This window comes from Citrobacter telavivensis, from assembly GCF_041807075.1.
Classification (GTDB): Bacteria; Pseudomonadota; Gammaproteobacteria; order Enterobacterales; family Enterobacteriaceae; genus Citrobacter_A; species Citrobacter_A telavivensis.
In genome coordinates, this window is sequence record NZ_JBGUBF010000001.1 from 856,607 (window position 1) to 878,360 (window position 21,754).

At 53.0% G+C, this 21,754-nt stretch carries 25 protein-coding genes and 1 tRNA gene; 11 read left to right on the forward strand and 15 right to left on the reverse strand.

The genetic code is table 11. From position 1 onward, the window contains the following. Positions 1-84 precede the first annotated feature (84 nt). Positions 85-714, forward strand: coding sequence for a TfoX/Sxy family DNA transformation protein (locus ACERJC_RS04015; RefSeq protein ID WP_286633055.1), 630 nt, complete (start codon positions 85-87; stop codon positions 712-714). On the opposite strand, the gene yccS is transcribed toward ACERJC_RS04015, so the two are convergent. Both yccS and ACERJC_RS04025 read right to left on the reverse strand, forming a co-directional pair. Next, a complete protein-coding gene (yccS, locus tag ACERJC_RS04020) occupies positions 668-2,830 on the reverse strand; it encodes a YccS family putative transporter (protein ID WP_373671080.1) in 2,163 nt (720 codons plus the stop codon). The two genes, ACERJC_RS04015 and yccS, sit on opposite strands and share 47 nt — an antisense overlap. Before the next feature lie 6 nt (positions 2,831-2,836). Continuing rightward, positions 2,837-3,295, reverse strand: coding sequence for a YccF domain-containing protein (locus ACERJC_RS04025; protein WP_373671081.1), 459 nt, complete (start codon positions 3,293-3,295; stop codon positions 2,837-2,839). A gap of 123 nt (positions 3,296-3,418) precedes the next feature. Between ACERJC_RS04025 and helD the strand changes: the two genes are divergently transcribed. Further along, positions 3,419-5,473: a DNA helicase IV gene (gene helD, locus ACERJC_RS04030; RefSeq protein ID WP_373671082.1), complete on the forward strand. Its 2,055-nt coding sequence runs from the start codon at positions 3,419-3,421 to the stop codon at positions 5,471-5,473. Between the two features lie 31 nt (positions 5,474-5,504). Here helD and mgsA read toward each other — a convergent pair whose 3' ends face one another. Together mgsA and ACERJC_RS04040 are read right to left on the reverse strand one after the other, a co-directional pair. Beyond that, a complete protein-coding gene (gene mgsA, locus ACERJC_RS04035) occupies positions 5,505-5,963 on the reverse strand; it encodes a methylglyoxal synthase (RefSeq protein ID WP_152406364.1) in 459 nt (152 codons plus the stop codon). Between the two features lie 93 nt (positions 5,964-6,056). Next, positions 6,057-6,719 (reverse strand): DUF2057 family protein, encoded by a 663-nt coding sequence (locus tag ACERJC_RS04040; protein WP_373671083.1) that lies wholly within the window; start codon positions 6,717-6,719, stop codon positions 6,057-6,059. 172 nt (positions 6,720-6,891) lie between these two features. On the opposite strand from ACERJC_RS04040, the gene ACERJC_RS04045 reads away from it, so the two are divergent. After that, on the forward strand, positions 6,892-7,305 hold the full coding sequence (locus tag ACERJC_RS04045) for a CoA-binding protein (protein ID WP_042319968.1): 414 nt from the start codon (positions 6,892-6,894) through the stop codon (positions 7,303-7,305). Positions 7,306-7,373: 68 nt separating this feature from the next. Here ACERJC_RS04045 and hspQ read toward each other — a convergent pair whose 3' ends face one another. Together hspQ and rlmI are read right to left on the reverse strand one after the other, a co-directional pair. Then, the gene (gene hspQ, locus ACERJC_RS04050) at positions 7,374-7,691 is read right to left on the reverse strand and encodes a heat shock protein HspQ (protein WP_042319966.1); all 318 of its coding nucleotides are present in this window, start codon (positions 7,689-7,691) and stop codon (positions 7,374-7,376) included. Between the two features lie 57 nt (positions 7,692-7,748). Beyond that, positions 7,749-8,960, reverse strand: a complete 1,212-nt coding sequence (gene rlmI, locus ACERJC_RS04055; protein ID WP_152405216.1) for a 23S rRNA (cytosine(1962)-C(5))-methyltransferase RlmI — start codon at positions 8,958-8,960, stop codon at positions 7,749-7,751. 212 nt (positions 8,961-9,172) lie between these two features. Here rlmI and ACERJC_RS04060 point away from each other — a divergent pair, with 212 nt between their 5' ends. From ACERJC_RS04060 to yccX, 3 genes are read left to right on the forward strand one after another with little or no spacing between them, the layout of a single operon-like run. Further along, positions 9,173-9,721 carry a YbhB/YbcL family Raf kinase inhibitor-like protein gene (locus ACERJC_RS04060; protein ID WP_373671084.1) on the forward strand — a complete coding sequence of 183 codons (549 nt, stop codon included), beginning with the start codon at positions 9,173-9,175 and terminating at the stop codon, positions 9,719-9,721. 15 nt (positions 9,722-9,736) lie between these two features. Continuing rightward, the gene (locus tag ACERJC_RS04065; protein WP_373671085.1) at positions 9,737-10,525 is read left to right on the forward strand and encodes a helix-turn-helix transcriptional regulator; all 789 of its coding nucleotides are present in this window, start codon (positions 9,737-9,739) and stop codon (positions 10,523-10,525) included. 60 nt (positions 10,526-10,585) lie between these two features. Next, a complete protein-coding gene (yccX, locus tag ACERJC_RS04070) occupies positions 10,586-10,867 on the forward strand; it encodes an acylphosphatase (RefSeq protein WP_373671086.1) in 282 nt (93 codons plus the stop codon). On the opposite strand, the gene tusE is transcribed toward yccX, so the two are convergent. Both tusE and yccA read right to left on the reverse strand, forming a co-directional pair. Next, complete coding sequence (gene tusE / locus ACERJC_RS04075) at positions 10,864-11,193, reverse strand: sulfurtransferase TusE (protein ID WP_046478766.1); 330 nt, start codon at positions 11,191-11,193, stop codon at positions 10,864-10,866. The genes yccX and tusE overlap by 4 nt on opposite strands. A gap of 89 nt (positions 11,194-11,282) precedes the next feature. Next, a complete protein-coding gene (gene yccA, locus ACERJC_RS04080; protein WP_152405213.1) occupies positions 11,283-11,942 on the reverse strand; it encodes an FtsH protease modulator YccA in 660 nt (219 codons plus the stop codon). A 274-nt stretch (positions 11,943-12,216) separates the two neighbouring features. Here yccA and ACERJC_RS04085 point away from each other — a divergent pair. After that, positions 12,217-12,304: transfer RNA gene (locus ACERJC_RS04085), tRNA-Ser, on the forward strand. Positions 12,305-12,318: 14 nt separating this feature from the next. On the opposite strand, the gene ACERJC_RS04090 is transcribed toward ACERJC_RS04085, so the two are convergent. The 3 genes from ACERJC_RS04090 to ACERJC_RS04100 all read right to left on the reverse strand — a co-directional run bounded on the left by ACERJC_RS04090 (position 12,319) and on the right by ACERJC_RS04100 (position 14,572). Continuing rightward, positions 12,319-12,579, reverse strand: coding sequence for a hypothetical protein (locus tag ACERJC_RS04090; RefSeq protein ID WP_373671087.1), 261 nt, complete (start codon positions 12,577-12,579; stop codon positions 12,319-12,321). 125 nt (positions 12,580-12,704) lie between these two features. Then, complete coding sequence (locus ACERJC_RS04095; protein ID WP_373671088.1) at positions 12,705-13,694, reverse strand: aldo/keto reductase; 990 nt, start codon at positions 13,692-13,694, stop codon at positions 12,705-12,707. A 26-nt stretch (positions 13,695-13,720) separates the two neighbouring features. After that, entirely contained in the window at positions 13,721-14,572 is an 852-nt protein-coding gene (locus tag ACERJC_RS04100) for an aldo/keto reductase (protein ID WP_152405210.1), read from the reverse strand. Positions 14,573-14,920: 348 nt separating this feature from the next. Between ACERJC_RS04100 and ACERJC_RS04105 the strand changes: the two genes are divergently transcribed. Then, entirely contained in the window at positions 14,921-15,454 is a 534-nt protein-coding gene (locus tag ACERJC_RS04105) for a GNAT family N-acetyltransferase (RefSeq protein ID WP_373671089.1), read from the forward strand. Between the two features lie 311 nt (positions 15,455-15,765). Here ACERJC_RS04105 and ACERJC_RS04110 read toward each other — a convergent pair whose 3' ends face one another. Next, positions 15,766-16,152 carry a zinc-binding dehydrogenase gene (locus tag ACERJC_RS04110; protein WP_286631246.1) on the reverse strand — a complete coding sequence of 129 codons (387 nt, stop codon included), beginning with the start codon at positions 16,150-16,152 and terminating at the stop codon, positions 15,766-15,768. 57 nt (positions 16,153-16,209) lie between these two features. Continuing rightward, positions 16,210-17,004, reverse strand: coding sequence for an AraC family transcriptional regulator (locus tag ACERJC_RS04115; RefSeq protein ID WP_373671090.1), 795 nt, complete (start codon positions 17,002-17,004; stop codon positions 16,210-16,212). 77 nt (positions 17,005-17,081) lie between these two features. On the opposite strand from ACERJC_RS04115, the gene ACERJC_RS04120 reads away from it, so the two are divergent. From ACERJC_RS04120 to ACERJC_RS04130, 3 genes are read left to right on the forward strand one after another with little or no spacing between them, the layout of a single operon-like run. Next, complete coding sequence (locus ACERJC_RS04120; protein WP_373671091.1) at positions 17,082-19,124, forward strand: FUSC family protein; 2,043 nt, start codon at positions 17,082-17,084, stop codon at positions 19,122-19,124. After that, positions 19,114-19,329 carry a DUF1656 domain-containing protein gene (locus ACERJC_RS04125; RefSeq protein WP_200040253.1) on the forward strand — a complete coding sequence of 72 codons (216 nt, stop codon included), beginning with the start codon at positions 19,114-19,116 and terminating at the stop codon, positions 19,327-19,329. The genes ACERJC_RS04120 and ACERJC_RS04125 overlap by 11 nt, the downstream gene beginning before the upstream one ends. After that, complete coding sequence (locus tag ACERJC_RS04130; protein WP_373671093.1) at positions 19,326-20,189, forward strand: HlyD family secretion protein; 864 nt, start codon at positions 19,326-19,328, stop codon at positions 20,187-20,189. Before ACERJC_RS04125 ends, ACERJC_RS04130 begins: the two co-directional genes overlap by 4 nt. 400 nt (positions 20,190-20,589) lie before the next feature. Here ACERJC_RS04130 and ACERJC_RS04135 read toward each other — a convergent pair whose 3' ends face one another. Together ACERJC_RS04135 and ACERJC_RS04140 are read right to left on the reverse strand one after the other, a co-directional pair. Further along, complete coding sequence (locus tag ACERJC_RS04135; protein ID WP_373671094.1) at positions 20,590-21,369, reverse strand: SDR family oxidoreductase; 780 nt, start codon at positions 21,367-21,369, stop codon at positions 20,590-20,592. Beyond that, entirely contained in the window at positions 21,369-21,695 is a 327-nt protein-coding gene (locus ACERJC_RS04140) for a nuclear transport factor 2 family protein (RefSeq protein WP_373671095.1), read from the reverse strand. Before ACERJC_RS04140 ends, ACERJC_RS04135 begins: the two co-directional genes overlap by 1 nt. Positions 21,696-21,754 lie beyond the last annotated feature (59 nt).

The window sequence follows — 21,754 nt, forward strand, 5'->3', positions numbered from 1 at the left end:
CTGAGAATAAGTTGCCTATTTTCGTCTGTAACGGATCCGTGACGACAAATCATTCTTTTAGTTTATGATTTAACAGGGAATTTTATGAAAGTACACTCCTATGACAGGATCTATAAATCACAGGAATATTTATCTTCTCTGGGGAGGATTCATTTCCGTTCACTGTTCGGCAGCTACAGTCTGACTATCAAGAATACCGTCTTTGCGATGGTCGCGAATGGTGAGCTTTATCTTCGTGCCTGTGAGCAAAGCGTACAGTATTGCGTGCAACATTCCCCTGTCTGGCTGACATTTCTCAAACGCGGACGTCCGGTCATGCTCAACTATTATCAGGTTGATGACAGTTTGTGGCGCGACCAGCAGCAGTTGATCCAGTTATCGAAGTTTTCACTGGATGCCGCGTTGCAGGAGAAGTTGACCCGTTGTTCACAGCAGCGGCTTAAGGATCTCCCCAATATGACTTTTCATCTGGAAAGTTTACTGAATGAAGCGGGGATCTACGACGTCGCCACCCTGCGAATGCTGGGGGCCAAAATGTGCTGGCTGCGGCTTCGACAGATTAATAAGTCCATTACCGACAAGGTTCTGTTTAATCTTGAAGGCGCCATTTATGGCATTCATGAAGCTGCGCTCCCGGCGATACGCCGCCAGGAGCTTGCTTTGTGGGTTAAGTCGCTTTCGCCGGTGTCGATGTTTCCGGAGAAGATTGAGTGATTTGTCGCTGTAGTCGACCCATTTCCGGCAGCAGGGCCACCAGCAAACCGACCTGCTGAATCACCAATGGTTCTTTGCTGTCCGGGCGCGGCTCAAGATGCTGGATGCGCTGTTTCAGTTCAGCCAGCGCTTGTTGCACGCGCTCTTCGTCGGCCGGGAGATGATGTAGCGCATCATCGACGTAACAGACCGCATCGTCCAGTAATGCAAGCACGTCGGGGTTGGTAAGTTGCTCACGATGCGCCCCTAATGCGGAGATATAGCTGGTGAATGTGTGGTTGAGACAGAGCAAACGGAACGCTGCCTCACGCGTCTGTGCCGTCACATCGGGTTCGCTGGACATGTTCGACACTACGGAGGCCAGCTCTGCGTCGCGGTTATGGGCATCGCGGCGAGCAATGCGGTATGCCAGTCGATTGTCGCGTCCCTGATGGTACTGTTCCAGAATGGCGTCCAGATAGCGACAGTTGGCGTCGGTTGCTCTTTTCATCACCCGCGGGAGATTACGAAAACGCCAGTCAGGCCAGATGAAACTTACCGCCGCCCAGGCAATGGCGCAGCCGATGAGCGTATCAATCACTCGGGGGAGGGCGACTTCAAACCCTTCGCCGAGCAAATTGAAGCACAGCAGGACCAGCAGCGTAATAAACATGGTCGCATGGGCATACTGGACGTTGCGAAAGGCAAAGAACAGGACGCCGGTGATCACCAGGAGAATGAGCTGGCCTTCCAGTGACGGAACGAACCATAAAATCGGGATACCAATCGCGACCCCGACCAGCGTCCCGATGATCCTCAACGCCAGACGGTGTCGCGTGGCGTTGTAATTAGGCTGGCAAACAAACAGGCTGGTCAGCAGGATCCAGTAACCGTGATGCATACCGGTTATCTGAATGATCGCATAGCCGACGCACAGGACCAGAGACATCCTGACCGCATGCCGAAACAGCGCGGATTCCGGGGTGAAGTTGCGGCTCAGCCGCAGCCAGATATCGCTGAGCCCGTGCGGACTGTCATCGGCAAGCTGGCTTTCTGATTCATTGCGCGACATGGCCTGAGCTTGCTCGGATTCAATCGTAGCCAGCTGCGCGTCGATAGCGCGCAAATTAGCCAGTAAGAATCCCAGCGTTTTCAGCAGATCGGCGGAGGCACCGTTTGTCCGCATCCGCTCAAGCGCTGCATCAAGATGCGTGAAAGCGCGTTCAAAATGTGGATCGTGCTGGTAGGGGACGCGTAGCAAAATCGAGCGTGACAGTTGCAGACAGGCCTGCCCCTGCATCGACATCAGACGTTGAAAGCGGAACATCACGTCGCTGTGACGAAAATGGTCGCGCAGCGTCTGGTATTGAATATGCGAGGAACTGGCGCGTTCATGAATATCCTGCGCCACAAAGTAATAATGCAGAGTACGCCGCGTGCCGCGTTGTCCCCGGTCGCCGCGCAACCGGGTCAGCAAGGACACTTTTGTCTGATTCAGCGTCGCCATCAGTTGGCCATTGGCCAGTGCTAAATCATAAAGCGGCGCCTGGCTTTCGTCTTCAATATCCGGGTCAAAAAGACGCGATTTTAGCTCCAGAAAGTGTGCCAGTTGTTCATAGCTGCGCGCCAGATTGTCCTGCAGGGGACGAATGGGGAACAGCAGATGGCCGGTAAGCGTTAATCCGTTATACCAGATTGCACCTGCCAGCAGCAGAAGCGGTTGCTGATACCATTGGGCGTACAGAGACGCGCCGAGCATAGTGTAAATCGCGATCAGCAGCGCGCCGAAGGCAATCGTTGCGTAGCGCTGACCCAGACCGCCGAGCAGGATAAAACCGCTGGTGGAGATAGTCAGTCCGATGGAGAACAGCCACGGGTAGGGAAACAACAACTCGACCGAGGCGGAGGCGATAAAAAAGCAGATGAGCGTGATGATAAGGTTTCGCAGACGGCCCGCGAGCCGATCGTCCAGATCGGTCAACGCCGCCGCCACCATTCCCAGCGTCAGGGGGATGGTCAGTTTGACATCGCCCAGCCACCAGGGCAGCGCGGTGGTTCCGCAGAGAGCGATAAAAATTCGCACGTAATACAGCCAGGTGCTGTTCCAGGTATAGCGACGAAGCAGGGGACTTAACATACTGACTTAGCGTCCTGGTGACTCAAAACGGCGGCGGGCGTTCGCTTCACGTGCCGCCCGTGCGACTTCCACAGAGACGACGCGACGTCCCACGGGCCACAGCGCAATCGCGGCAATTTTAAAGTTCGCAATGCCAACCGGAATACCAATGATCGTGATGCACTGGGTGATACCAGCGGCGATGTGCATCAGGCACAGCCACCAGCCGAAGAAGATCAGCCAGAAAATATTTAGCAGTGTCCCGCCGGTATTCATCAGCACGTTTTTTCCCGCCGGATCCAGTTCATCGACATGGACCGCTTCATTTCCGTAAGGCAGCAGCGACAGTTTGGTGATTTCCCAGCACGAACGGGTGAGCGGCAGGGTGAAGATCAGCACAATACTGACCAGCGTCGCCAGGAACCAGGACAGTGTGGTGGCAAAACCCCCCAGCACAAAATTCAAAATATTCAGAACGGTACGCATAGACCCTCGGTTGATTCTGGTTTTCTATGATTCCTGGCAATTGTAACGTTTTTTTGGGCTGGAGCACGTATTCTCTGGCGGTTACACTGAGAAGAAATACGCTTTGTCTGGATCGGCTGAGTCATGGAACTTAAAGCAACATCTATTGGAAAACGTCTGGCACAACACCCCTACGACAGGGCGGTGATCCTCAATGCTGGCATTAAAGTGTCGGGCGATCGCCATGAATATCTCATACCCTTCAATCAGTTACTGGCGATTCACTGTAAGCGCGGGCTGGTGTGGGGCGAACTTGAATTCGTGCTGCCGGATGAAAAAGTGGTGCGACTGCATGGCACCGAGTGGGCTGAAACCCAGCGTTTCCATCATCATCTGAATACCCGCTGGCAGCAGTGGAGCCAGGAGATGAGTGAAGTTGCGGCCGGTGTATTGCAGGAACAACTGGATTTAATTGCCGTGCGAACCGGGCAGAATGCCTGGCTGACGCGCGAGCAGACGACGGGATTACAGCAGCAGATCCTGCGGGCGTTTGCCGCACTGCCGCTGCCGGTTAATCGGCTGGAAGAGTTTGATAACTGTCGCGATGCGTTGCGGCAGTGCCAGGCGTGGCTGAAAGATATCGAAGCGTGTCGCCTGCAGCATAACCAGGCATATACCGAAACGATGTTGACGGAATACGCTGATTTCTTCCAGCAGGTGGAATCGTCGCCGCTCAATCCGGCTCAGGCCAGAGCGGTCGTCAACGGCGAACATTCTTTGCTGGTGCTGGCAGGGGCAGGGAGTGGCAAAACGTCGGTGCTGGTGGCGCGTGCGGGCTGGCTGCTGGCGCGGGGCGAAGCGGCCGCAGAACAGATCCTGCTACTGGCTTTTGGCCGAAAGGCGGCGCAGGAGATGGACGAGCGTATTCGCGAGCGGCTGCATACCGAGGAGATAACGGCGCGGACGTTCCATGCCCTGGCGCTGCATATCATCCAGCAGGGCAGCAAAAAAGTTCCGACCATCAGTAAGCTTGAGAACGACACCACCGCGCGAAATAAACTGTTTATCAGTACCTGGCGTCAGCAATGCAGCGAGAAAAAAGCGCAGGCGAAGGGCTGGCGGCAGTGGCTGGAAGAGGAGATGCAGTGGACGGTGCCGGAAGGCAATTTCTGGGACAATGAAAAACTTCAGCGTCGTCTGGCCTCGCGGCTGGATAGGTGGGTGAGTCTGATGCGCATGCATGGCGGAGCCCAGGCGGAGATGATCGCCAGCGCGCCGGAAGAGATTCGGGATCTGTTCAGCAAGCGCGTGAAGCTGATGGCACCTTTGCTGAAGGCCTGGAAAAACGCGCTGAAAGCGGAAAATGCCGTCGATTTTTCCGGTCTGATCCATCAGGCAATCGTGATTCTGGAAAAAGGGCGTTTTGTCAGTCCGTGGAAGCATATTCTGGTGGATGAATTTCAGGATATCTCCCCGCAGCGTGCGGCGCTGCTGGCCGCGCTGCGTAAGCAAAACAGCCATACCACGCTGTTTGCCGTCGGTGATGACTGGCAGGCTATTTACCGTTTTAGCGGCGCGCAGCTTTCATTAACGACCGCGTTTCATCAGACCTTCGGTGACGGCGACCGTTGTGACCTCGACACCACCTATCGTTTCAACAAGCGAATTGGTGAAATCGCTAATCGCTTTATTCAACAGAACCCGCATCAACTGAAGAAACCGCTTAATAGTCTGACGACGGGAGACAAGAAAGCCGTCACACTGTTGGATGAAACGCAACTGGATGCGTTGCTGGATAAGCTTTCCGGTTACGCGAAAGCCGACGAGCGGATTCTGGTGCTGGCCCGTTATCACCACCTGAAACCAGCCAGCCTCGAAAAGGCGACAACCCGTTGGCCGAAGTTGCAGCTTGATTTCATGACCATCCACGCCAGCAAGGGACAACAGGCGGATTACGTCATCATTGTCGGGTTACAGGAAGGGAGTGATGGTTTTCCGGCGCCGGCGCGTGAATCCATCATGGAAGAGGCGCTGCTGCCCGTCGTGGAAGATTTCCCGGATGCAGAAGAACGACGGTTGCTTTACGTTGCCCTGACCCGCGCCCGCCATCGGGTCTGGTTGCTGTATAGCAAAGCGAATCCGTCACGCTTTGTCGAGGATCTGAAAGACCTGGATGTTCCGGTAGCGAGAAAAGCGTAAGCAGCAGGCGACGAATGTCGCCTGCGTGGGATTACTTGAGACGATCAGCCAGATAACGCGGGTAGTCCGGGATGAGCACATCGACATCGTCATTAAAGTGTGGCGACTGGATGATGAAATCAGCAGTGGCGACGTTAGTGGCGACGGGGATATTCCAGACGGTCGCCAGACGGAGCAGCGCCTTCACATCCGGGTCGTGTGGAACGGCGTTAAGCGGATCCCAGAAGAAAATCAGCACATCAATTTTCCCTTCAGAAATCAACGCGCCAACCTGCTGATCGCCGCCCATCGGGCCGCTCAGCATGGCGTTAACGTCCATACCCGTTGCGCGTTGAATGAGATTTCCGGTTGTCCCGGTCGCGTAGAGCACGTGCTTTTCCAGCAACGGCTGGTGGCGTTCTACCCAGCTCATCAACATTTTTTTGCAGTGATCGTGCGCAACCAGTGCAATGTGCTTACGCGCAGGTAAAGTGCGAGTCGTCAGTTCCATCATTCAGTTCCATTGTGGGTTTTGCTACAGAGTACTGAATGTGTCTGACGCTGCAAGAGAAAGACGAAAAAAAAGCCGGACGTGTCAAAGACATCAGGAAGAGGGTTGTTTCTCCGCCCACTGCAGAAAGCTATTGCGGGTTTGCGGATCCGCCTGGCGAAACCAGTACTTCAGGCGCTGTTCCGTGAGGGTTTGAGATTGGGGAGGGATGGTATCCAGCTCTGAGACCCCCGAAAGCAGGGTGCTGTCGTCGGCCATCATCGTGGCGAACTGGGGTAAGGAGGCGCGCCTGGCCGACTTATTGTAGCGCTCTGTTTCTGCCTCAAAATCAATGGTTTCTGTTTTTGAGGTAATGGCGAGGATATCCAGTTGTACCGGGATCGGCATTGCGTCGCCATCCAGCAACTCCAGTCGCGGAGTGGCGTCGAAATGGCTGGCTTCACGGTCGCTTTCCAGACGCGGAAGGTGGAAATTGACCTGACCCACACGCTGAGTGTCAAAACTTATCACCAGCGGTGGGGAAATGTAGAGTTGTTCTTCATGGCTGGAGAGACGGATTGTCTTCTCAACCCGAAAAACGAGTTGATGCGGTCCATTGTCGAGTTCAATGCTGTCCGCGCCGCGCAGGAGTGAACTGGAGACCTTTTTGCCGTCCAGCACCAACAGGTCAATATCGGTTGAAAGACGGAGGGTGGTAGCGAAAACCGCGACTGGCAAACAGAGGGCAATCATCAGGGTCACAGTGCCGGTTTTCATAAGGTTCTCCTGTCCAAAGACCGCCGGGTAAGAATGTATCAAAATTTTTCGACAATCATGTTTACTAACATATAGACATATTTTGGCGTTTTGCTCTCATACTTACGGGTGGGACGCATGGTTGGGTCGTCAGGATTGTCGTACACTTTGCAAAACAGCCTGGAGAATGATGATGAAAGAGACCGACATTGCTGGCATTTTGACCTCGACCCGTACCATTGCCCTGGTTGGCGCAAGCGATAAACCCGATCGTCCAAGTTACCGTGTGATGAAGTATTTGCTCGATCAGGGTTATCACGTGATTCCGGTTTCTCCGAAGGTCGCCGGGAAAACGCTGCTAGGGCAGCAGGGCTACGCGACGCTGGCGGACGTGCCGGAAAAAGTGGACATGGTGGATGTGTTCCGCAATTCAGAAGCGGCATGGGGTGTTGCACAGGACGCGATCGCGATTGGCGCGAAAACGCTGTGGATGCAGTTGGGCGTGATCAATGAGCAGGCGGCGGTGCTGGCGCGCGAAGCGGGTCTGATGGTGGTGATGGATCGCTGCCCGGCGATTGAGATCCCGCGCCTGGGGTTGACGAAGTAAGTTAATTGCCCTGATGGCAGAAAGGAAACAGGCCCGATAAGCAATGTGCCATCGGGCCTCAACAAGGATCAGTTACGCAGGCGGGGGGCCTGCAACTGTTTACGAATGGTCTGAGCAAGCTCATCCATCGAAGGCTGTTCAGGATGTTCGTCCTGCGTTTCGCTGCTTAGCTGCGCTTCGGCAAGATAGGTATGTACCGGACGACCGTCATCATCTTCCATCACCACGTGATACCACGGAGCAGCACGAAGCTCGTCGTTGACCGCCAACTCATCAGGTGACGGTTCCGCAAGCGAATAGACCGGGTCGATATCCACGACCACTCCGAGATATCCTAACAGGGAATGGCGGACCTGCTGGCCGATACCGAATTTGCTGGCAATCATAGTCACCTCCCGGGAAATCATTACCCTTGATATAAGGGTAAAATTCCACTTTTCAAGTTACATGACGCGACAGGCAAACCCTTTGAGATACAGCCCTTCCGGGTAGGTAGCGATCACGGGATGATCGGCGGCCTGACGGAACTGCTCTATAAATTGTACATCACGACCCGCATCAATTGCGGCATCAGCGATGATTTTCTGAAATAAATCTGTTGTCATCAGACCGGAGCAGGAGAACGTCAGCAGCACGCCACCCGGATTCAGCAACTGGATAGCCAGCATGTTGATATCCTTGTAACCCCGGCACGCTCCCATCAACTGGCTTTTATTTTCGACAAACTTCGGCGGATCCATCACGATGACATCAAATTTCTCGCCGCGATCGCGATAGGTCCGTAACAGTTTAAAAACATCGTCACGAACAAATTCAGCCTTGCTGAGATCGAGTTTGTTCAGTTCGACGTTCTGCTTCGCAATATCCAGCGCTTCCTGGGAAGTATCGACGCTGATAACCTGACGGCAACCGCCCATCAGCGCAGAAACGGCAAACCCCCCGGTGTAGGAGAAACAATTGAGTACCCGTTGATTGTCGACATAGCGGCGCGTTGCCAGACGGCTGTCGCGTTGATCGAGGTAATAGCCGGTTTTGTGACCGCCCTGGATATCGACCAGTAGCTTCATACCGTGTTCTTCAATTGGCAGGAGTGCTGGAGGGATCTCACCGGTGACCGGGCCCTGCGTCAGCGCCATACCCTCTTTTTTACGCACTGCGACATCGCTACGATCGTAAATCGCACATTCCGGGTAGAGCGCTTGCAGCGCGCTAATCAAAGCAGCACGCTGATATTCTGCCCCGGCGCTGAGCAGTTGCAGCACCAGGAAATGACCAAAGCGATCGATGGTCACGCCCGGCAAGCCGTCGGACTCACCGGCGATCAGACGATAGCTGTCCAGTCCATCTTTTTTCGCCAGCCAGTCGCGCCATTGCTGCGCCTGTCGCAGACGGCGGGTGAAGAAGGCGATATCGACAGACTCGGACTTGTCGAAGGTCCAGACGCGCGCGCGGATTTGCGACGCCGGGGAAAAGGCGCCACGGGCTAACCATTTACCCTGATGGTCAACAATGTCGATGGTTTCACCGAGGTTGGCTTTACCTTCCATGCGGGCAACGGCACCGGAAAAGACCCACGGATGGCGACGAAGTAATGATTTGTCGCGCCCTTTGGCTAACACCAGGCGGGGATATTGAGGAAATGAAGATTCAGTCATACGAGCAACCTCACACAAACAGGGATGCGAGCCGGGTGTCTATTCCCGCCTGATACCGTTAAAACAAAATGGCGCGTAGGGTAGCACAGATGCGGGATGCAATCATCAGCACCGACAGTGAGCATTTCGGCACAAACTGAAAGCACAGAGGCACAATTTCCTGGGTATGCGCCTGATAGATTGTCATTTCTTAATCTGAATAAGGAAATACAATGAAAATGTCATCTTATCTGACGGCTATTGTGCTGACGACGCTCAGCTATGGTGCGGCGGCCTCTCCGGCGTTCAGCCTCGGCAGTACAGACATTCCCGATAATCTCGTTTTAACGCAAAAGCAGGTCTTTAATGGATTTGGCTGTGAAGGCGGAAATATCTCTCCGCAGTTGCACTGGCAAAATGCGCCCGAGGGAACAAAAAGCTACGCGATCACTGTGTTTGATCCCGATGCGCCTACGGGAAGTGGTTGGTGGCACTGGACGGTCGTGAATATTCCGGCAAGTATTCATGCTCTCCCATCGGGTGTGAAGATGGAAACCGTGGCGGCGGGGATTGTTCAGGGGCGTAACGATTTTGGTTATGCTGGGTTTGGCGGGGCTTGTCCGCCGGTTGGAGATAAGCCGCACCGCTATCAGTTCACTTTATGGGCACTCAATACCGATGCCTTACCCATCGATCACAATGCGAGCGGTGCGCTGGTGGGATTTATGCTTAACAGTCATGTCATTGCCAAAGCGGAATTGACAGCCACATACGGAAGATAAACAGAGGAGAACACGGTGCAGGACGTTTATTTTCAACATAATGTTCTCACGACAGCGGAGGTGCGTTCCAGCCAACGTCATCGCTTGCATCGTGTTAAGCTTTTCTCTGCTGCACTCTGCCATATCACGCAGGGCAGCAAAGTCATTTTGCAAGAGGATAATCGCCTGGTCGCAAAACCTGGCGAGTTAATCATCATTCCGGCGAACACGTCGCTGGACATTATTAATCAACCCGGGCAGGGCGGTTTTCGTTCAGATCTCCTGCTACTCTCGCCAGACATGATTTCCGCATTTAAAAAAACCTATGTTAAGGACTTTCCGCCCGCCACGTTGACCTCTTTATGTACGCCGATGAACCCCAGTCTGGCGTTTATGTGGACGAATTTACTTTCCGCTGTGCGCCAGGGATTGCCGGCAGAGTTGCAGACACATCAGGCAATGGGATTATTACTCGCACTGTTGCATGAAGGGGCAATCGGTCCACTGCTTATCGAACGGGGTTACACGCTAACGGAACAGGTACGCCAGCTCATTATGTTGGCACCTGCTAAGCTTTGGAGAGCACAGGATATTGCCCATCGGTTAGCCATGGGAACCTCCACGTTGCGCAGACGACTCCAGCAAGAATCGCAGAGCTACCGACAGATTGTTGAAGAGGTCCGTATGTCTTATGCGTTATCTCAATTGCAGTCGACGACGTTACCTATAGGAGAGATAGCATTGCGCAGCGGCTATCTTTCAGGCTCGCGATTTACGGCGAGGTTTAGCCAATATTACGGATGCTTGCCGAAACAGGTACGTTAATGTTATTCACATAACCGTGTGAGGTTACGCTCATCGTTTTCGATAAGAAGGAGAACAGCCATGGCGAGAGTCTGCATTATCGCGTGGGTTTACGGCCGGGTTCAGGGCGTGGGATTTCGCTATACCACGCAGCATGAGGCGCGGCGACTGAGTTTAACCGGCTATGCGAGGAACAGGGATGATGGCAGCGTGGAGGTTGTCGCCAGCGGCGAAGCGGGGCAGGTCGACAAATTACTGAAGTGGCTCAAAGACGGCGGCCCGAGTTCTGCCCGGGTAGACAGAGTCCTGAGCGAGCCGCACCGTCCTCGTGAGGAATTTACCGGTTTTAGTATTCGCTATTAAATACACTTCACCGGCTTCGGCAGGCCAGCAATTTTAGTGGCCTGTTTCGCCGGGCCTTTCGGAAACAGACGATACAGATAACGGCTGTTGCCTTTCTCCTCGCCAAACTTATTCGCCATCGCCTTGACCAGCATGCGAATCGCAGGCGAGGTATTAAACTCCAGATAGAAGTCGCGAACAAAACGCACCACTTCCCAATGTTCCGGGGAGAGGGTGATTCCCTCGTTTTCAGCAATGACTACAGCCATCGGTTCGCTCCACTGCGCACTCTCTTTCAGATAACCGTCGGAGTCGGTAGCGATTTCTTTACCTTCAAAGATCAACATAATTCTTCACTGCGTTAGACAACCTGGCGGCAGTTTACCAAAAAACAAAGCCCCGCATAAGCGGGGCCGGGTGTCATGCTTTGTTGCCGTTAATCGCGGCTGGCGAAGCCCAGAATGCTGAGCAGGCTGATAAAGATGTTGTACAGCGAAACGTAGAGGCTAACCGTTGCGCGGATGTAGTTGGTCTCACCACCACGGATGATGTTGCTGGTTTCGAACAGGATTGCGCCTGAAGAAATCAGGATAAACACCGCGCTGATTGCCAGATGCAGTGCCGGCAGTTGCAGGAAGATGTTCGCCACCATGCCAATCAGTACCACCACGATACCGGCCATCAGCATACCGCCGAGGAAGGACATGTCTTTACGGGTAGTCAGCACATAGGCGGAGCAGCAGAAGAACACCAGCGCGGTACCGCCCAGCGCCATACCGATCACGTCGCCCATCCCAGCGGACAGGTAAGCGTTCAGAATCGGCCCGAGGATGTAACCGAGGAAGCCGGTGAAGGCAAACGCGGAAATAATGCCGCTTGGCTTGTTCGCCGTTTTATAGGTCAGGAACATCAGCCCGTACATCCCCACCAGCGTCAGAATCAGACCCGGAGAAGGCAGCATCAGCACGGTGCTGGCGGTGGCGGTGATCGCCGAAAACGCCAGCGTCAGGCTTAGCAGAAAATAGGTATTGCGCAGCACTTTGTGCGTGCTGAGTAGCGATGTACGGTCATGTGATGAACTAACAATACGATCCATGAGTCACTCTCTTATGACAGATGTAATTAATGATGGAGGATAATGAAAACACAGCCGCGCACACAGCGCTTTTACCCATCTTTACTCATTTGATCTAAATCAGGTTTCATCGTGGATTATGGTGAATGGTTGATAAAGCGTGAGTATTGTGCTGAATAAATGGTCAATCTGTTGTTATTTCAGGCTATTAACAGCATTTTGACTGTTTTTCAGGCAAACGAACACATTCGGGCTTTACACGGCGCATTGGGATGTTTATAGTGCGCCTCATTCCGGAAGTGTGGCCGAGCGGTTGAAGGCACCGGTCTTGAAAACCGGCGACCCGAAAGGGTTCCAGAGTTCGAATCTCTGCGCTTCCGCCAGATTAAACAAGGGGTTACCGAAAGGTAGCCCCTTTGTTTTTTGGGCTGTTGGTATAGTATTGGACTATTTTTCTTTCAATAGCCAAACCAACTCCAAAAAAAGAACCCGCCGAAGCGGGTTTTTTAATGCCTGTTTTTCCTGTGCTGTCGCGTCGGTCAGCGGCGTGATTTTTACCTTTCGGCATGCTTGCGGTGGGGGAGTGCAACGTGGCTGCCAGTACCGTGCCGCGTGGGTTAATATCGAGGAAAACACCGTATTTCCCTTTGGTCCACATCAACGGTTCCGGGTTCTTTTCTCCTGTGTTGCACAGGCGTCGTCGGAACATTGACCTGTGACGGAATCTTCCCGCATCGCAGCAATTTTTGCGATTTTGATTTATGGATATAGCAAGCTTAAGTCTCAGCGGCCTACACGAACCTGATGCTCAGGCGAATAACGCTCGCCAACGATTTTTATCGTTTCCAGCGCCTGTGTGACCTGGGACAACTCATCCTGAGAAAGAATAACGTCAACGGCGCCCAGGTTTTCCTCGAGGCGATGCAGTTTGGTGGTGCCCGGAATCGGAACAATCCACGATTTTTGTGCCAACAGCCATGCCAGCGCGATTTGTGCAGACGTCACCCCTTTGTCGGCTGCCAGTTCACCCAACAACGAAACCAGCTTTTCGTTGGCGGCAATTGCCTGAGCGGTGAAACGCGGCACCTGGCTTCGGTAATCATCCTTACCAAACGTTGTTCCTGACGTAATTGCTCCGGTCAGGAAGCCTTTGCCTAACGGGCTGAATGGCACAAAACCAATACCCAACTCCTCCAGAAGCGGCAGGATCTCCTGTTCAGGTTCACGCCACCACATGGAGTATTCGCTTTGCAGGGCGCTGACAGGTTGAACCGCATGCGCACGACGAATCGTCTGCGCACCCGCTTCGGAAAGACCGAAATGTTTGATCTTTCCTTCGGCAATGAGGTCTTTCACCGTTCCTGCGACATCTTCAATTGGCACGTCCGGATCGACACGGTGTTGATAAAGCAGGTCAATGACATCGGTTTTAAGGCGGCGTAACGATCCTTCAACGGCCATGCGGATATGCTCGGGGCGGCTGTTTAAAACCTGCTGTTTGTTGTCATCGCCAAAGGTAAAGCCAAATTTTGTGGCGATGACCACGCGGTCGCGAAAGGGTTTTAGCGCTTCACCGACAACCTCTTCATTCAAAAACGGACCATACACTTCGGCGGTGTCGAAGAACGTGACGCCACGTTCAACCGCTGTCCGTATGAGTTCAATCGCCTGGTGGGTATCTGTCGCCGGGCCATAGCCGTGGCTTAAGCCCATACAACCGAGTCCAAGGGCTGATACTTCAAGCCCGGATTTACCCAGATAACGTTTTTGCATTGTGTGAATACCTCTATTATTGCGGCTTAAACGTCGAGTTTACGGCCAGTGAGCCACTCCACTCTCGCAGGATCGCGATGAGAGAAGAATGCGCTGGTGGCAGTATCAAGTGCGGTAATCTGCAGCATGTCTTCAGCACTGAGTTCAAAATCGAGAATGTTGATGTTCTCTTCCATGCGTTCTTTTCGCACTGATTTTGCAAGCGAAATAATGCCTCGCTGGAAAATCCACCGCAGGACAACCTGACCTACACTTTTTCCGTACTTCTGGCCTATCGCCGCTAATTCGGGATGCTGGAACAACCCATTTTTTCCTTCAGCAAACGGTGCCCATGCTTCCGGTTGGATGCCACGGCTTTGCATCCACGCAACAGCGTGCAGTTGCTGGTTGAAGGGGTTAACTTCAATCTGGTTTACCGCTGGGGCAACGCGGTTGAAGGCGATAAGATCGGCCAGTCTGTCCGGATGGAAGTTGCTTACGCCAATGGCGCGAATTTTGCCTGCCTGCTGCAGTTCTTCCATTGCACGCCAGGCGCCGTGGACGTCACCGTAAGGTTGGTGAATCAGGTACAGGTCAACATAGTCCAACTGAAGTCGGTTCAGTGAACGTTCAAACTGTGCTTTGGCACCTTCGTAATTCGTATCCTGTAGCCAAAGTTTGGTGGTGATAAAGAGTTCGTTGCGCGCAATACCACTTTGCTTCAGGGCGTTCCCGACCTGGGTTTCATTCTGGTAGGACGCCGCGGTATCGATCAGGCGATATCCCGTTTCAATGGCATCAATAACGGCTCTCTCGCATTCAGCGGCATCCGTCATCTGGAACACACCAAAACCCAGCAGGGGCATTTCAATACCGTTGTTCAGTTTTACAGTTTGCATGACATAGTCCTTCCGCTTTTGTTCAGAAAAAGCATAATGCAAACTGATTTATTCGATTAGATGGGGTAATTAGCTAGGGTTTATTAGCTATGTTCATCAATTTTGTCGGTATCTGATGTCGCCATACTGATAACCAGTGACCTGAAGCGACTCTGGATAAGCGGTTCAGGCAAAAGTTGGCTGACAGCCCGGCTTTTCGAAATGATGATCTTACCGTTCTCTCAACCGGGAAGCGGAAGGTTGCTAACATCAGGTTGATGTGAAATGCGGAAAAGCAAAATGGTCTGACATAGTGACGGCGATATTCATTAGAATGTCTCTACGCTTGCCAGATAACATGAGGTTTTCATGATCGTAGCCACGACACCGCGACTCATTATTCGCACATTCAAACACAAAGACGCATCTGCACTTTTTGATTACCTGTCTTCACCCCGCACACCGTGTTTTCAGGACGAGAAACTCGCTTCACGGGAAGACGCAAGAAAAGAAGTTGATAGAAGATCCCGTGATACCAGCCAGCTAGCGGTATGCCTCAAAGAGACTGATGAATTGATTGGCCATCTTTTCGCTGATAATCGTGAAGAGCCAGATGTGAATACCTGGTCAGTTGGATGGCACTTTAACCAGCGTTACGAAGGTCAGGGTTATGCTACGGAATCCGTTACTGCTTTGTTTGAATATTTGTTTTTTCAAAAGGAAGCTCGACGTCTCTATGCTTACGTTGAAGATTATAACATAGCCTCTCAAAAGCTTTGTGCACGCCTCCATATGCGCGTGGAGGGCTGTTTTAAAGAATTTGTTACGTTCATACAAGATGATGGCGAAGAAAGATACGATGATACTTTTATCTACGCGCTTCTCAAAAAAGAGTGGAAGTAGGTGATTTACACACCGATATTTGTCCGCATATTCGTAATAGCGAACTTAAGCCCACTTGAGCGTCCGCTCAGTGCCAGAAGCGGACATTTCAAATTAGCCCCACCACGGACATCTGAACTTAGCTTTGACAAACAATGTAACAGCAATACTCTGATATCACTTTTAACCACTAGCGATGTTTTTTATGGCGGTACTTGATTCATCCTCTGACATCGAACAGCCCTGAGTATATTGCGCGGGCTGTTCATGCCTGATAGCGAAGGGGGGTTGCGACGAAAAGGCAGGAAAAATAGCCCTTTCGTTTGCGTCATCTACATCGTCAACACAATTTTTCCTGTGTTCAGACCGTCTTCCATACGCTGGCGAGCTTTACAGGCGTCGACCAGCGGGAATACGCTGTCAATAACCGGGTTCAGCCCATCTTTACCGAAACGGGTTAACCAGCACTCTTCAAAGCGACGGGACATCTCATGCTTCACTTCTTGCGAACATGATTTCATTACCGTACCGATAATCTGCAGATGGCGGTACAACACCCGGTCCAGCGGGATCTTCGCGTTTTCAATGCCTCCCATAATGCCAATCTGCACCAGGCGGCCACCAAAATTAAGTGCGTTCACGTTTCGTTCAAAATATGGCGCACCGATAAAATCAAGGATGAGATCAACACCCTTGTTATCGGTGATTCTGGCGACCACGTCGGCAAAACAGTAGGCTTGCCCACACGTAAATCAAGTGACTCACACTGTATCAGACTATGAATCCACCGTTCTGCGAACAGCAAAATAGTGCGCTGGCGTGCTGCCCATCGTTTTTCTGAACATGGTAATAAACGCGTTAACCGACTCATACCCCAGGTTTGCCGCCACGTTTTGTACCGATACTCCGCTTGCCAGTTCCCGAAGGGCAATAATCAAATGCAGTTGCTGACGCCAGCGACCGAAGGTCAGACCGGTTTCACGCAGCATTAAGCGCGCTAATGAACGTTCGCTGAGCGCCAGTCGCTTTGCCCAGACTTTGAATGTGCTCCGATCTTCCGGATTGCTGACCAGCGCATCGGCCATCGCGCGAATTTTAGGGTTCGCAGAAACCGGCAGGCTCAATTTCTGCTGCGGCATGGTCACGAGTTCATCGAGCGTCACTCTGGTCAACCTGCCAACATGGCTCTGCGGTGCGTAATCAACGCCTTCATTTGTTAAGCGATCAATTAACTCTTTAATCAGCGGTGAAATTGCCAGCGTGCAGCATTTTTCCGGCAGCGCGACTGCTCCGGGTTCAATAAACAAGTAGTTAAGGTGCGCATTCCAGGTCGCTTTGGCGCTATGAGGAACTCCGCCTGGGATCCACACCGCGCAATCGGGTGGCACTATCCAGATATCATTTTCCGCACGACAAATTACCGCCCCGTACAGGGCAATAATCAACTGCCCTTTACGGTGCGTATGAACCGGCACTTCTGCTGCGTAATCCACGAAATCAATATGACGTGCGACTACCGGGCTCGGCGTGCTGTCGGGATCAAACAACGTATTGGCAAGTCGGGATGTCATGTTATTGGCAACATTTAGGTATTTTTTGACAGAATAGAGTATTTAGTGACGTGCGCAAACCGGGAATAATTCCCGGCATGAATAAAATCATCCCCCATCACATCCCTTTTTGGCACGCGATACGCCGCTGGTCAGGCCGCATCATCACTCCCGTGCTACTGAGCGATGCCCACGCCCTGCTCTATTCCGTCAGGAGTTTTGCCGCAGCCATGCTCGCGTATTACATCGCCCTGTCGATTGGCCTTGAACGCCCCTCCTGGGCCATCATCACCGTCTATATCGTTTCGCAAACGTCGGTCGGGGCCTCACTGAGCAGGAGTCTCTATCGCCTGGCCGGCACCGTGGCTGGCGCTGGGGCAACGGTGCTGATCGTGCCCACATTTGTGAATATGCCCGTGTTGTGCAGCGTGATGCTGACAGGCTGGATCACGTTCTGCCTCGGGTTATCCCTACTTGAACGCACACCCCGTGCCTATGCCTTTGTGCTGGCCGGTTACACCGCGAGCCTGATTGGCTTTCCCGCCGTTTCCGACCCAGGCTCGGTGTTTAACATCGCCATCATCCGGGTGCAGGAGATAATGATCGGCATCGTCTGCGCCGCACTGATTCACCGGTACATTCTGCCCAGTCGGATATCAGGCCTGTTCAACAGCAAATTAACGCAGACGCTGCACGCGGCGCGACAGCGTGTTGCCGATACCCTGGCGGGCAAGTCTGATGCGGTGTCAAACCCCTTGCACCTCGCGCTGGCATTGCAATTCCTGCAGGGCATCAGCCACCACATCCCGTATGATTTTGCCCTTTCGGTTCCGGCCCGCCAGGCCAGGAAAGCACTCCATGACAGGCTGGCGCGATTAGTCATCGTGAACGGTGAATTACGCGATCGCTTGCAGATGATCGCGGATATGCCCGCCGACATGCAGATACTGCTGGATGATGTTCAGGCCTGGCTGACCTGCGGCGATAGCGGGAAACGCAAGAATACGGCGGATGCGCTACAAAAACGCAGCGCCCGGTTGGCACAGGAGCGTGCGGTACAGTCGTTGACCTTTGAGGACGCGCTTCGGGTGAATTTCTTAGGCTACATAGCGGAGTTGATTAGCCTCATTCACCAGTGTGAGCGACTTTCGGAGGCTATCTACCACGCCAAACCCGCACCTACACGAACGGAAGATAACACAGCGAAAGGGTATGTTTTCCATCGCGATCCCCTGAGTGCTGCCCGCACGGCACTGGGCGCGTTTGTCATCATCCTCAGCGGCTGTCTGCTATGGATTTACTCGGCCTGGCCAGATGGCGGCACGGCGGTCTCCATTCTTGGGGTCTGTTGCACATTGTTTGGCAGTTTCGACATGCCAGCACCCCATATTGTGAAATACATTATCGGCTCCATCTGGGGCGTATTAATCAGTCTTATCTATAGTTTTGCCCTGCTTCCCCAGCTCAGCGATTTTCCCGTACTGGTTGCCGTGCTTGCTCCGGTCTACCTGCTTGCCGGGTCACTCCAGGCGCGACCCCCCACCACTTTTATGGCGATGGGAATAACGTTAACGCTGCCTGTGTTGTGCGAGCTGGGTGCGCACTACAGCGGCAACTTCGCCGATGCCGCTAACACCGCCATCGCGCTATTTTTCGCGACCGGTTTTGCGGTCATTAGCATGAGCCTGCTGCAAACCGTGCAAGCCGACGCGGCGATAAACCGACTGCTGAAACTTTGCCAGCGTGATATCCGCCGTAGCGTGAACGGCGTGTTTAAAGGCAATGAAACGCACTGGACCAATCTGATGATTGACCGGGCCGCCCTGCTGTTGCCGCGCTTGCCGCGTAGCGGGCCGTCATCCGCTCGGGCACTTGCTCATCTGATGCACTTTATGCGTGTTGGCCTCGGTGTGATGCACCTGCGCCGCTGCGATGCGTCCTCAGGCTGTTGTGAGATCAACACCATCCTTTATGACCTTACCCGCTCAACGGAGACAGAAGCCTTACGCGAGCGCATCGCTGCGATAACCGATCTCTGCTTGCCCGCAACTGATGAACCATCGCGTCAGTTAGTCGACAAACTGGTTGATCTGCACTGCGCGTTACGGACGCAGGACGAGGAACCCGCCAATGATAAATGACATCAATATCGGGGGGGTTTTTATCCCCGGTCTGCTGATGACTGCGCTCATCGCGCTGATCTGTACGCTGTCACTCGTACCGTTTTTCTCTTTCAGCAGGCTTTACCGCCGTTTGCCCTTTCGCCCGTTGATTGATTTTTCAACCTTTATCATTAGTTTTTTCCTGCTTTTGCAGGGCCTGACCACTCTGGGGTTATTCGCATGAAATCTTTACTCTCTTTGCTGGGTCGCTATGTGCTGACGTTAAGTGCTGTAGTGGTGGCGACGCTCGTGGCGTTTATTTTCTGGAAACAGTATGCGCAGACACCCTGGACGCGCGACGGGCGGGTTCGTGCCGATGTGGTGCAGATTGCGCCGGATGTTTCCGGGCCAGTGAGCCGCGTGGCGGTCCGCGATAACCAGTGGGTTAATCGTGGCGATGTTCTCTATGCCATCGATCCGCACTGGCTGAAGCTGGCTGTGCTGAGTGCACAGGCTGACGTTGAGGCAAAACGTCATGAGATGCTGATGCGCCAGGATGCGGCCAGGCGACGTGCACTGATCAAAGGGGTGATTTCCAGTGAGGACATCCAGCAAACAGGCAGTGCGGCAAGCATCGCGGCGGCCAATTATCAGGGGGCACTGATCGCGCTGGAACTGGCGCAGCTTAATTTAGCACATGCCACCGTACGCTCACCGGTGGATGGCTATGTCACGCATCTCCGTCTTCGCCCCGGTGACTATGCCACTGCGGGAGAGACAAAAGTCGCCATTGTCGATGCGCACAGTTTCTGGGTGGTGGGCTACTTTGAAGAGACCAAACTGCGTCATATCCGTGTCGGAAATACCGCGCAGATTGTGTTGATGGGATTTGATCCACTGATCACGGGGCATGTGGAGAGTATCGGACGTGGGATCGGTGACAGCAACGACGAGACGGGTGGACTTGGGCTACCGGATGTTAATCCCACCTTTAGCTGGGTGCGGCTGGCTCAACGCGTACCGGTGCGCATCCAGTTAGATACCTTGCCTGCGGGCATTGAGTTAGTGGCAGGATTATCCGCGAGCGTGTCCATCATGCCTTAAAAGGTATTAACAGCCCTGACCTTAACAGGATTGAGGTTTCGGTGTATGAAACACCGGCCATCCCATGGCTTCTGCGGACCTATAATGTTTATTTATTAATGAGCTAGGGAGTAACACGATGGGTATTAGCCATATTTCTATAAAAGAGGTAAAGCGTGACAATTTTGGTGAGATAGAGGCTTGAATCGCCACGGGTTTAACAGACACCTCAGAGTCATTTTTGATCTGCTACCCGTTGATAGACACAGAATGCTACTAGCAATGTCCGCTTCTCGCTCACAACGGACCTTCAACGTAGAGTGCGTGCCAGCTTTTTGCTAAAAGGGACATTATGATTAATTATTTTCTGCCTCTGGCTGATCTTAGTCAGCTCATAATATGAGCTGATTAAGAAGCATGATTACACCGTTGGGATGGTACCACCATCAATGACATATTCGGTGCCGGTGATGGCGGCTGCATGAGATGACGCAAGGAAGGAAATGAGTTTCGCAACCTCGATGGGCTTTGACGGACGACCAAGAGGAATACCACCGAGAGCATTCATGATTATCTGCTTACCGCCTTCGTAATCCGTTCCCGCCTGCTTCGCCAGTCGCTGCGCCATCGCGACTGAAGCTTCGGTTTCGATCCAACCGGGCGCAACACGCACGACACGAATCCCTTTCGGGGATACCTCTTTCGACAGGCTTTTGCTGTACGCCGACAGCGCAGCTTTTGCCGCCGCATAACCGGTGGTTGATTCTGGTAACGGCAGTTCACGCTGGATAGATGTCACGTGAATAATAACCCCGCTACCCTGCGCCAGCATCCCAGGCAACAGCGCACGATCTAAGCGCACCGCGGGCAACAGATTTAGGTTGAGTTCCTGCTGCCACTCTGTTTCGCCCAGCGCGGCAAAGCCTCCGGCAGGCGAGGTTGAACCGCCAGCAACATGGATGATGGCGTCGACACCCCCCAGATGCTTGTGAACGGCTTCCACTACCAGGGCACATCCGTTGACGGTGGTCAGGTCCGCCGCTACGAAGGCGTCTGCGAAACATTCTGTGGGCACATGACGCGCGGTGGTTAACACCCTGGCACCCAGTTGCTTAAATAATTCAACGACCGCTTTGCCGACGCCTTTGGTACCTGCAGTAACCAGTATGCGTTTGTCCTGAAAATCAAGATCTAACGACATCAGATAATCTCCAGCGTGTTGATCTTGTCGCCGACCAGGCCGAAGACATGTTCAAGCGTGACCGGGCTGCCGGGAAAATTACCGACGACGTTTGAAGTGACCGTCACCCGGTGACCTTCGGTGATAAACTTAACCGGCTCAACGCTGTAGTCAAACGCGGCCTGTGCGGCACGTTGCCATGCCTCGATCGCTGCGTGTCCCTTGTGAGTTTTACCTTCGTCTGTCACTACAGCATCAACAGTAAAACAGTGCTTAACGTTGGTAATATCTGCACCGTTACTGATCGAGAAATAGTCTGAAATAGCATGCGGTAGGGCTAATGACATGGCTCTTTACTCCTGTTATTTACAGTACGGGCATTTTCAACATAGACTGTGAAATTAAC

Coding starts and splice junctions, on each gene's coding strand:
- rlmI (WP_152405216.1), bottom strand. CDS start 8,960: ATGACTGAATCTTCATTTCCTCAATATCCCCGCCTGGTGTTAGCCAAA.
- ACERJC_RS04100 (WP_152405210.1), bottom strand. CDS start 14,572: ATGCAAACTGTAAAACTGAACAACGGTATTGAAATGCCCCTGCTGGGT.
- yccX (WP_373671086.1), top strand. CDS start 10,586: ATGGCGAGAGTCTGCATTATCGCGTGGGTTTACGGCCGGGTTCAGGGC.
- ACERJC_RS04135 (WP_373671094.1), bottom strand. CDS start 21,369: ATGTCGTTAGATCTTGATTTTCAGGACAAACGCATACTGGTTACTGCA.
- ACERJC_RS04025 (WP_373671081.1), bottom strand. CDS start 3,295: ATGCGTACCGTTCTGAATATTTTGAATTTTGTGCTGGGGGGTTTTGCC.
- ACERJC_RS04140 (WP_373671095.1), bottom strand. CDS start 21,695: ATGTCATTAGCCCTACCGCATGCTATTTCAGACTATTTCTCGATCAGT.
- ACERJC_RS04045 (WP_042319968.1), top strand. CDS start 6,892: ATGAAAGAGACCGACATTGCTGGCATTTTGACCTCGACCCGTACCATT.
- helD (WP_373671082.1), top strand. CDS start 3,419: ATGGAACTTAAAGCAACATCTATTGGAAAACGTCTGGCACAACACCCC.
- ACERJC_RS04040 (WP_373671083.1), bottom strand. CDS start 6,719: ATGAAAACCGGCACTGTGACCCTGATGATTGCCCTCTGTTTGCCAGTC.
- ACERJC_RS04130 (WP_373671093.1), top strand. CDS start 19,326: ATGAAATCTTTACTCTCTTTGCTGGGTCGCTATGTGCTGACGTTAAGT.
- ACERJC_RS04060 (WP_373671084.1), top strand. CDS start 9,173: ATGAAAATGTCATCTTATCTGACGGCTATTGTGCTGACGACGCTCAGC.
- mgsA (WP_152406364.1), bottom strand. CDS start 5,963: ATGGAACTGACGACTCGCACTTTACCTGCGCGTAAGCACATTGCACTG.
- ACERJC_RS04115 (WP_373671090.1), bottom strand. CDS start 17,004: ATGACATCCCGACTTGCCAATACGTTGTTTGATCCCGACAGCACGCCG.
- ACERJC_RS04125 (WP_200040253.1), top strand. CDS start 19,114: ATGATAAATGACATCAATATCGGGGGGGTTTTTATCCCCGGTCTGCTG.
- ACERJC_RS04120 (WP_373671091.1), top strand. CDS start 17,082: ATGAATAAAATCATCCCCCATCACATCCCTTTTTGGCACGCGATACGC.
- ACERJC_RS04105 (WP_373671089.1), top strand. CDS start 14,921: ATGATCGTAGCCACGACACCGCGACTCATTATTCGCACATTCAAACAC.
- hspQ (WP_042319966.1), bottom strand. CDS start 7,691: ATGATTGCCAGCAAATTCGGTATCGGCCAGCAGGTCCGCCATTCCCTG.
- ACERJC_RS04095 (WP_373671088.1), bottom strand. CDS start 13,694: ATGCAAAAACGTTATCTGGGTAAATCCGGGCTTGAAGTATCAGCCCTT.
- ACERJC_RS04090 (WP_373671087.1), bottom strand. CDS start 12,579: ATGTGGACCAAAGGGAAATACGGTGTTTTCCTCGATATTAACCCACGC.
- yccA (WP_152405213.1), bottom strand. CDS start 11,942: ATGGATCGTATTGTTAGTTCATCACATGACCGTACATCGCTACTCAGC.
- yccS (WP_373671080.1), bottom strand. CDS start 2,830: ATGTTAAGTCCCCTGCTTCGTCGCTATACCTGGAACAGCACCTGGCTG.
- tusE (WP_046478766.1), bottom strand. CDS start 11,193: ATGTTGATCTTTGAAGGTAAAGAAATCGCTACCGACTCCGACGGTTAT.
- ACERJC_RS04015 (WP_286633055.1), top strand. CDS start 85: ATGAAAGTACACTCCTATGACAGGATCTATAAATCACAGGAATATTTA.